Here is an 8,885-nt window from a genome sequence, read left to right on the forward strand (position 1 = left end):
GGAGCGCATCCTCGACGGGTTCCACATCGTCAGCTGGGCCACCGACGCGCTCGACAAGGTACGCACCATGGTCTGGCGTGAAGCGCGGAGAACTGGCGAGGCCAGGAAAGGCGCGAAGGACCCGATCAAGGGCGCGCGCTGGGCCCTGCTGAAGAACGAGAGCGACCTGACCGCCGGGCAGAAGGCCCGGCTGGAGTACATCGCCGGCACGAACGGGACCCTCTGGAGGGCGTACAAGCTCAAGGAGGAACTGCGCATGATCCTCCGGCAGCCGGCCGACGAGGCCCGCGTCCTGCTCCTGCGATGGAGCGGCAAGGCCGCCTCGAGCGGCATCGACCCGTTCACCGGACTCGGCGAGAAGATCGGCAGGCGCTGCGAGGACATCGTGCGGACCATCCGTTCCGGACTGTCCAACGCCAGGCTGGAGGCCGTGAACAACAAGATCAAGACCACCATCAAGATCGGCTACGGCTACCGCAACCTCGACAACCTCATCGCCCTCGTCATGCTCAAATGCGGCGGACTCGACCTCACACTCCCCGGACACCAATAACCAGTAGGAACAACCACTGACTCACGCCCACACAAACACCCGAAGAGCCTATTTATGAGGTTTCGCATAGTGCGTAGATTGCACGTTTCTGAGGTTTAGAGGAACTGACGTGAACGGGGTCGCTCCGTCGCTCGGCATCTTGGCCATCTTCTCGGTCACTGACCGAGAGGGTGACCGAGAGGATAACCGAGATGATGACCGAGAAGAATGCCGGTGCACGCAGAATCCGCCGTCGGAGGTCCGGAAAGATCAGGCAGGCCAACGGTTTTCCGGTTGCGGGGGAATCGTGTCGGCTTGGGCGTCTCGGTCATCTTCTCGGTCGCTGACCGAGATAAATGACCGAGATGGGGGCGATATGACCGAGTCGTTGGAGGATTTGTCGAAGGACGCCAGGCAGGCTATCGGGCGGCTACGCCGATATGGTACGGACGATGCACGGTGAGAGGCGAAATCCTGCTCGGACCGTTTGAGCTCGGATGTGTGGGAGTCGGTCAGCGCATTCGCAAATACGTTCGGCGGGCTGATCCTGCTCGGTCTGGATGAGCGTCGTGGGTTTGCCTTGGCGGAGCGTTTCAACCCGGATAAGGTCCGTGACCAGTTCATCGAAGGCATGGGGGACGGAGGTGTCTCCGGCTCACGCCTCGGCAATCCTCCCCGCTATGTGATGGACCGTGTCGAGGTGGACGGCGGGCAGGTCCTGGCCATACGGATCATCGAGAACGAGATTGGGTTCAAGCCTTGCTTACATCCTTGCCAAGGGGGTGGAGGCTGGCAGCTACAAGAGGGTCGACGACAAGGACCTCCGGTTGACGCATATGGAGATTTACGAGTACCGCAATGCTCTGATTCCGAGTCGGGCGGATTCCATGCCGGTCCCGGAAAGTGGTGTTGATGATTTGGACGGGGAGCTGACGGATGCCCTGATCGGGCGGAAGCTCACCTCGAAGGCGTTGGCAGGCGTTACGGACCGGGCCACGCGGTTGGAACGGCTCAATGTCCTCGCGTCCGACGGCAGGGTGCGGCTGGCTGGCCTGCTTGCCTTGGGGCAGTATCCGCAGCAGTTCGAACCCAAACTGCTTATCGACGTGGCATGCCATCCCGGAACCGGTAAAGCCATGCCGGGCATGCCCCGATTCCTGGACCGCGTGCTATGCGACGGACCGTTGCCGACGGCCATCGAGGATGCGGTGCATGCCACTGTCAGGAATCTGCGCACGATATCCGTCGTGAACGGGGTGGGCCGCCGCGATGAATGCGAGCTGCCGGTGGAAGCGTTGCGCGAGGCCATCGCCAACGCGGTCGTGCACCGCGAATACCATCCCTATTTCACCGGGCAGTCCGTATCCGTGGACGTGTTCTCCGATCGTGTCGTGGTCCGCAACCCGGGCGGGCTGTGGGGCGGCAAAACGTTGGAGAACATCGCTGATGGAACGTCGCGCTGTCGTAACGCGATCCTCATGCAGCTGATGGAGTCGGTGCCGGCTCCCGTCGCCGGTCCGACGATCGAGGGACAGGGCTCCGGCGTGGAGCTCATGGTCCGGCTGATGCGGAAGCGTGGATTGCCCGAGCCGGAATTCCGGACGTCGGCGGACCAGTTCGCCGTGGTGTTCCACCGTCCCGCGAAGGCGGATTGGAGGTCGATGAGTCGTGGCGAACGGGATGATCTCGCCGGCGATGATTCGATTGCCCCGGCATCCTTCGTTGGTATCGGCGGGAAGCCGGGCATCGGTCGCGAGGTGGCGTTCCTGTCGATCATGACGCGTCAGGGGGCCTGCAGCGCACGCGAACTGGCCGAACAGACCGGCGTATCCGTGGAAACCGCGCGACGTACGCTCAGGTCTCTGGTCAAGCAAGGCAAGGTTGTTCCCACCGACACCACGAACAGTCGCAACCGCAGATACCGGCTGCCGTGATTGCAAACCATGCGGTCGTGGCAGCTGTGATTGTGGGATGTCGACGCTGCGCCCTGCCGGCGACGGACCTTTTCCCACCGTCATCGTGCTCAACGGATTCGGCGGCGGCATCAACAAGGTGCGTGCCGCCGCCTACGCGTCGCGTGGCATACAGGCCTTGGCCCTCGGCTACTTCAAGGTCCCCGGGCTGAGTTCCTATATCTCCAACACGCCGTTGGAGTATTTCGAGAAGGCCCTTGACTACGTCATCGACAATCTGCGGCCGCGAGGAGGCCGTCCAGCCGTCGGCGGCCAGTCGCGAGGCGGCGAGCTAACTTACCTGCTTGGGGTAATCTAACCCAACAAAATCGCGGCATCGGCCCGTCAGGGTCTTTCGGCCATGATGCGCCGGTAGATGTCTCAGGGCAGGTGACGGTGGCCGAATCCCCTGACCTGGATTCCGTCGTCGGTGCGCCGGTAGATGATTCTCGTGTCGGCCTTTGCGCCGCGTGCGCGATGGTGTTGGAAATGGAAGGAACACCATTCCGACAGGTCGTATTTGAGCGGTGCGCTTTCCACTCTGCTGTCGACCAGGTCGTCCATAGCGGTCGTGTGTCTGGCGCTGCGCATTAGCCGTTCCGGCAGTACTGTACTGCGTAATCTATGCGGGGTGCGGTAGGACGTCGGACTGCTGGTCAGGGCGTGATGACCGAGTCGGGGCTGCCGCCCGAAGCCCGGCATCGGGTCATGCCCTGGCGAATCCCGGCATCGTGGTGGCCCGTCTGGTGAACCGGGGCGGGATGAATTCGATGCCGGTCCTAGGCGGTTCGACATCAGATAGCGCCGAGTCGATCGATGCGACCGCGATTTCCACGGCGCGTCTGCCGGCGGTGCGGGCCTCGGGGGAGACATTGGTGATCGGCACCGGTTGGATCTGCGCGAAATGGTCGGAGCATTCCCCGATGAGGCCGATGTCGCGTCCCGGCTCGATGCCGCTCAGGAGCATCATGTGCTCGATCCATGACAGGGCGCGCGATGAACGCACGTACAGGCAGACGCCCTGCCCTTTCCATTTTGGGAACAGGCGCGTCAGCGGTTCGAACGACTGCCAGTACGTGTCGGGTGCGTCGAACGGTTCCAGCTGTATGCCGTAGTCGTTTGCGCATTCCCGGAAACGCCGCTCGTAGACGTCCAGGAACGGGAATCCCTTGGTGCCGCCGCGAGCGTCGGCCACGGGCACGGCTATGCGGGCGCCGATGTCGTGCATCTCACGGAAGGCGAGATCGATGATCGTCCGCTGGTCGTAGGCGACGTTGCGGAAGGCGTAGGGGGCGCCGGAGTCGCCGAACGGCACGACGGGGATTCCGAGTTCCCCTGCCGCGGCAAGCCTCTCGTCGTGGTGACGGATGTCCATGATGATGAACGCGTCGACCAGCTTGGCCCTGGCGAGCCGGCTCATGTCGGCAATGTCGTTCTTCGGCGAGACCAGGATGATGTCGTATCCGTGGATCTGCGCCGCGTCCTGGACCGCATGGAGCAGCGGGAACAGTTCGGCGCCTTGGGTGTTCTCCGTGGTTTCGGTGATAAGCCCGATGATGTGCGAACGGTTGCTGATCATGGCCTGTGCGTGCGCGTCCGGCACATAGCCGAGTTGGCGCATCGCTCGCTCCACCTTTTGCCGGGTTTGCTCGGAGATCGGGCGGGCGCCACTCATGACGTAGGACACGGTGCTTTGCGAGACGCCCGCCATCGCGGCGACGTCCTTGGACGATGGGCGGCGGTGGGATGGCATGGGGGCTCCTTTGCGTTAGCGGCATTCATAGACAGTATAGGAGGTCTTCGTGTTTCGAAACGTCGCTTGTATTTTTTGATTTTCTGGCGTTTCCAGTATCGATACCTATCGATTATCGTGTATACTCAATTGTGGTTGCGCAAACATGGAGGCGCACTGAAACAGATGGGAATGCCACACGGGCGGGCCGGATGGTGGATGTCAGCGATGCCATCCACCGGATGTTCGTAGTGGAACACGGTGTGGGGATGATCCCATGCCGGTGCTGTCGATGGCATGCACCTACGGGAAAGGAAGAAGTCAGTCATGGTGGACACAAGGAAAATGATCGCATTCGCCGGATCGGTGGCGATGCTGGCGGGCGTAGCCGCGTGCGGGAACTCCAACTCCGCTGGCGGCGGCGACCAGACCTCCGGCGATGCGCAGCAGGAGATCACCGTCTGGGCGTGGGAGCCCACGCTGAAGGATGTGGCCAAGAAATTCGAGGCCAAGTATCCGAACATCAAGGTCAACCTGCAGAACGTGGGCACCAACATCGACGAGTACACGCAGCTGACCAACGCTCTTGAGGCTGGCAACGGCGCTCCCGACGTGGCGCAGATCGAGTACTACGCGCTGCCGGAATACGCCATCAAGAAGCAGCTCAAGGAGCTGAGCGGATTCGGGGCCAAGGACTACGCCGACTACTACACGCCCGGCACCTGGGCGCAGGTGCAGTTCGCCGGCGGCATCTACGGTCTGCCGATGGATTCCGGCCCCATGGCGTTCTTCTACAACAAGGAGGTCTTCGACAAGGCCGGCGTCGACGCCACGCAGATCAAGACCTGGGACGACTATTACGAGGCCGCCAAGAAGATTCGCGCCCTCGGCGACAAGTACTACATCACGAACGACGCCGGTGACGCCGGCATGTACGAGGCCATGACTTGGCTGGCCGGCGGGCAGCCGTTCTCCACGTCGGACGATGGCACCACCATCACCGTGAACCTCACGGGGGACAAGGGTTCCACGGCGTTCCAGGCCTTCTGGCAGAAGATGATTTCCGAGGGCCTCATCGACACCAAGACCGCTGGATGGACCGATGATTGGAACCGCGGCCTGAGTGATGGCACCATCGCCTCCCTGTTCTCCGGCGCATGGATGCCCGCCAATCTGGTGGGCGGCGCGCCTACCGCCGCCGGTAAGTGGCGCGTGGCGCCGATGCCGACTCCGGACGGCGAAACCGCGAACGCCGAGCTGGGTGGCTCCTCGCTGGCGGTGATCGAGGGCGGCGAGAAGACCGAGGCCGCGTGGAAGTTCATCGATTTCGCCAACCACGATCGCGAGGGCGTGACCACCCGTGTCGATGGAGGCGCCTTCCCCGCCGATAACGAGACGATGAAGGACTCCGCATGGCTGGGCCAGACAACGATCAAGAAGGATGGAGAGGACGTCGATTACTTCTCCGGCCAGAAGTACAACGAAGTGCTGGCCGAAGGCGCGAAGAACGTGCTGACCGGCTACCAGGTCTCCCCGTATGGCGTCGCCGAGAGGGCTGCCTACTTGGATACCGTCGGCGGGGCGTTTACCGGTCAGGAAACCATGCAGCAGGGTGTGCAGAAGTGGCAGGACAAGATCATCCAGATCGGAAAGGACCAGGGCTTCACGGTCAAGCAATGATTTAGGACTGGCCGGCGACTCGTTCGCCGGTCTGAGAAGGCCGCGGCATTCACCTGTAGGGCGGTTCCGTTCCCGGTCTCGGCCGGGAACGGTATCCGACCATTGCGCGGGTGCTGTAGTCTCTATCCTCCTGCTTCATCTCCACCGCTCCGTCCGGCTTGTCAAGGCTCAGGCCCGCCATCACTGGCGTGGGCGAGACGTCGTATGCCGGTATTCAATACTCGCCGTCCCCCAATCACTCCTTCCTCGAGGGACGGCGTCTTTTTCGTATGCGGGACGACTGTTACGCGGGACGCATCGCCTGGATTGTGTGATGGATGCGGTGTGATTTGTGGTATCTTGTGTTTTCGTCGAATCGAACCGTACTGCTATGGCATTTCATGCTTGGTGAATCTTGACGGCCGCGTTTGCTCGTTCGTCTCCCGCCGGTGTGCTGACCTGTGTCGGTCGTACGAGGCACCGGTTGCGGACTGGTTTGCGCACGGTTCCGGGTGATCCGGCTGGGTTTGGGTTGGGTGACTGTGGTGCAAACTGTGGCGCATGGCCTGTCGCGTATGGCCAGTGATGGGACGAAACGTAAGTTTCAAACGAAGCAGCGTTACGTTTCGTCCCATTTCAACACCCCGAAACGGGACGAAACGTAACATGGCCTCGTCGCTGACTTACGTTTCGTGCCGTTTTTGCGTGCTGGAGGTGCGCCGGTCAGCGTGTGTCGCCTGTGCGGTCAGCCTGTGCCGGTCAACATGTGCCGCCTGTGCCGGCCAGCCTGTGCCGTCCGTGTGTGTCGGGGCGTGGGATAGGGCGTTCGGTGGACGCGGTACACACAGGCACAACGATCGGGCGTGGTGGTTCGGTCGCCCCGATGGGAGCCGTATTCGGTGCGGTATTGCACGTTGGAAGGTTGTCGTTTGATGGTTTTGGCCCGGGGAAGCTGGTCCGGGGGGCTGGGTAGTGAAGCGGGTTACTGAAACGGGTTCCGAAAGGCGGGACTGAAAGTTCCAACGCCCATTAATGAATTTCCGGCGTCGGATGCCGGGCATCTGTCGGCTGCCAATAATAATCCGATAATCGCGCCTATGCCGGATTCTCTTGTCTGACGATCAGACACCTAGTCTTGTTCAGGCGGCCGGTCGTTCGACCGTACGTACGATTCCCGATGGAATACGAGCAGCGCGGGTCGAGGAACGAATCCATCACGTCGCTGCCTTCATGCTCCGCCTCGTGCAGGAGCGCCGCGTCCACCGGCTGCTCGTCTTCGATGCGCATCCGTCCGGCGTTCAGTCGCAGGGTCAGGAAGACGGGCCCGTTGTCGTTTTCGGCGTAGACGCGGATGGTTCCGGTGTCGGAGAAGTGGAAGAGGATGCGTCTGATATCCATGGACTTCGTATCCCCGTCGAGATCATGCCGGTCGGGGCACGCCTTGAGGCGCCCGAACCGGCGTGCGCGGATGGTGAGTGGCTTGCTGGTGTCGTGGCTCCGGTCGCTCATTGGTACCAGGATGCCGATGATGGGTGGCAGGATGACAAGGCCCAGAACGATGACGGTCGCGTCGATGGGGAACGGCGGGTCTCCGTGGAAAAAGACGTCGGCGAGGGAGCGTTTATTGAGTATTAGGTAGTAGATGAGCAGGAAGACCGCGTTCATAATGGCCGTCATGATGGTGCATCCGATGATGGCGGGCAGGGTGGCGGCGATGCTGTTGCCGGGCGTTTCGGGTATGCCGGAAATCCACTTGCGTTCCGCGGTCCCATCCGTCTGATTCGCCATGATGCCCGCCCTCCATCCGACCTTCTGGCCGTTGTCTCCATTATCGTATGGGCGGTGGATGTGACGGAATCGACGCCATAGTGCAGACCGATGCGACCCTTCGGAATTGGTCCCCTCATCTTCACTGTCATGTTCGTCCTCCCGCCGCCCGAATGCGCGCCGTGCGCCGAATCGCCGTCTGACCATTCACCCATGAGCGGCGAGATGAGTATCGCCGGGCTTCGTGAACGGTCACGCGCCGTGGAATATGTTGGAGGTGCGAGGTCTCGGTCAACGCCAAGACGAGGTACGGGCGTGGCGGTTCGGGGCCATGTCGTACGATAGGTTGGTACGAATAGGGGGTATGACAGTGGTTTCTGAACGTCATGCATCGCATCGCCGTGAGTCGAGTGGTCCGGTCATGGACCCTGCGGCGCTGGCGGAGTTCGAGCGGCTGAAGGCAGCGGCCGACAACTCGATTGCCGAACTTGATCGCCGGCTCGAGGCGCTCAAACAAGGCGACAGCAAGAAACAACAACACTGACGGACCTGGCCAACGGGCGCAAGCCCTTGGCCGAGTCCGTCGTATCATCCATATCCACCATCCATCCGCCGGCAGTATCCGGCGGATTCCCCGTCATATCCGATAGGACTGTCGTGCCACCGCAACGACGTGGCTCACCGAAGAGCCTAGAAAATAAGGCTCTTCGGGTGTTTGTGTGGGCGTGAGTCAGTGGTTGTTCCTACTGGTTATTGGTGTCCGGGGAGTGTGAGGTCGAGTCCGCCGCATTTGAGCATGACGAGGGCGATGAGGTTGTCGAGGTTGCGGTAGCCGTAGCCGATCTTGATGGTGGTCTTGATCTTGTTGTTCACGGCCTCCAGCCTGGCGTTGGACAGTCCGGAACGGATGGTCCGCACGATGTCCTCGCAGCGCCTGCCGATCTTCTCGCCGAGTCCGGTGAACGGGTCGATGCCGCTCGAGGCGGCCTTGCCGCTCCATCGCAGGAGCAGGACGCGGGCCTCGTCGGCCGGCTGCCGGAGGATCATGCGCAGTTCCTCCTTGAGCTTGTACGCCCTCCAGAGGGTCCCGTTCGTGCCGGCGATGTACTCCAGCCGGGCCTTCTGCCCGGCGGTCAGGTCGCTCTCGTTCTTCAGCAGGGCCCAGCGCGCGCCCTTGATCGGGTCCTTCGCGCCTTTCCTGGCCTCGCCAGTTCTCCGCGCTTCACGCCAGACCATGGTGCGT

General features: G+C 62.0%; 9 protein-coding genes. 5 read left to right on the forward strand and 4 right to left on the reverse strand.

Going from position 1 to position 8,885, the window contains the following annotated elements:
* The 3 genes from BMYO_RS11045 to BMYO_RS11060 form a co-directional block, all read left to right on the forward strand.
* On the forward strand, window positions 1-553 hold a 553-nt coding region (locus tag BMYO_RS11045), incomplete at its 5' end, for a transposase (protein WP_143249186.1).
* Between the two features lie 725 nt (window positions 554-1,278).
* Complete coding sequence (locus tag BMYO_RS11055) at window positions 1,279-2,466, forward strand: ATP-binding protein (RefSeq protein ID WP_233428270.1); 1,188 nt, start codon at window positions 1,279-1,281, stop codon at window positions 2,464-2,466.
* A 37-nt stretch (window positions 2,467-2,503) separates the two neighbouring features.
* Window positions 2,504-2,803 carry an alpha/beta hydrolase family protein gene (locus tag BMYO_RS11060; RefSeq protein WP_143249189.1) on the forward strand — a complete coding sequence of 100 codons (300 nt, stop codon included), beginning with the start codon at window positions 2,504-2,506 and terminating at the stop codon, window positions 2,801-2,803.
* Between the two features lie 62 nt (window positions 2,804-2,865).
* Here BMYO_RS11060 and BMYO_RS11065 read toward each other — a convergent pair whose 3' ends face one another.
* Both BMYO_RS11065 and BMYO_RS11610 read right to left on the reverse strand, forming a co-directional pair.
* Entirely contained in the window at window positions 2,866-3,048 is a 183-nt protein-coding gene (locus BMYO_RS11065) for a hypothetical protein (protein WP_143249190.1), read from the reverse strand.
* Between the two features lie 142 nt (window positions 3,049-3,190).
* The gene (locus BMYO_RS11610; RefSeq protein WP_143249191.1) at window positions 3,191-4,237 is read right to left on the reverse strand and encodes a LacI family DNA-binding transcriptional regulator; all 1,047 of its coding nucleotides are present in this window, start codon (window positions 4,235-4,237) and stop codon (window positions 3,191-3,193) included.
* Window positions 4,238-4,543: 306 nt separating this feature from the next.
* Between BMYO_RS11610 and BMYO_RS11075 the strand changes: the two genes are divergently transcribed.
* Window positions 4,544-5,896, forward strand: a complete 1,353-nt coding sequence (locus tag BMYO_RS11075; protein WP_094668515.1) for an ABC transporter substrate-binding protein — start codon at window positions 4,544-4,546, stop codon at window positions 5,894-5,896.
* A 1,074-nt stretch (window positions 5,897-6,970) separates the two neighbouring features.
* Here BMYO_RS11075 and BMYO_RS11080 read toward each other — a convergent pair.
* Window positions 6,971-7,663, reverse strand: a complete 693-nt coding sequence (locus BMYO_RS11080) for a hypothetical protein (protein WP_094668516.1) — start codon at window positions 7,661-7,663, stop codon at window positions 6,971-6,973.
* A 349-nt stretch (window positions 7,664-8,012) separates the two neighbouring features.
* On the opposite strand from BMYO_RS11080, the gene BMYO_RS11705 reads away from it, so the two are divergent.
* On the forward strand, window positions 8,013-8,186 hold the full coding sequence (locus BMYO_RS11705) for a hypothetical protein (RefSeq protein ID WP_158216995.1): 174 nt from the start codon (window positions 8,013-8,015) through the stop codon (window positions 8,184-8,186).
* Window positions 8,187-8,392: 206 nt separating this feature from the next.
* On the opposite strand, the gene BMYO_RS11090 is transcribed toward BMYO_RS11705, so the two are convergent.
* On the reverse strand, window positions 8,393-8,885 hold a 493-nt coding region (locus BMYO_RS11090), incomplete at its 5' end, for a transposase (RefSeq protein ID WP_143249192.1).

It is taken from the genome of Bifidobacterium myosotis (assembly GCF_002259745.1).
In the GTDB taxonomy this organism is placed as follows: domain Bacteria; phylum Actinomycetota; class Actinomycetes; order Actinomycetales; family Bifidobacteriaceae; genus Bifidobacterium; species Bifidobacterium myosotis.

Excerpts from the sequence above, each read along its gene's own strand:
- BMYO_RS11080 (WP_094668516.1), bottom strand. The coding sequence starts at position 7,663 with ATGGCGAATCAGACGGATGGGACCGCGGAACGCAAGTGGATTTCCGGC.
- BMYO_RS11075 (WP_094668515.1), top strand. The coding sequence starts at position 4,544 with ATGGTGGACACAAGGAAAATGATCGCATTCGCCGGATCGGTGGCGATG.
- BMYO_RS11060 (WP_143249189.1), top strand. The coding sequence starts at position 2,504 with ATGTCGACGCTGCGCCCTGCCGGCGACGGACCTTTTCCCACCGTCATC.
- BMYO_RS11610 (WP_143249191.1), bottom strand. The coding sequence starts at position 4,237 with ATGCCATCCCACCGCCGCCCATCGTCCAAGGACGTCGCCGCGATGGCG.
- BMYO_RS11065 (WP_143249190.1), bottom strand. The coding sequence starts at position 3,048 with ATGGACGACCTGGTCGACAGCAGAGTGGAAAGCGCACCGCTCAAATAC.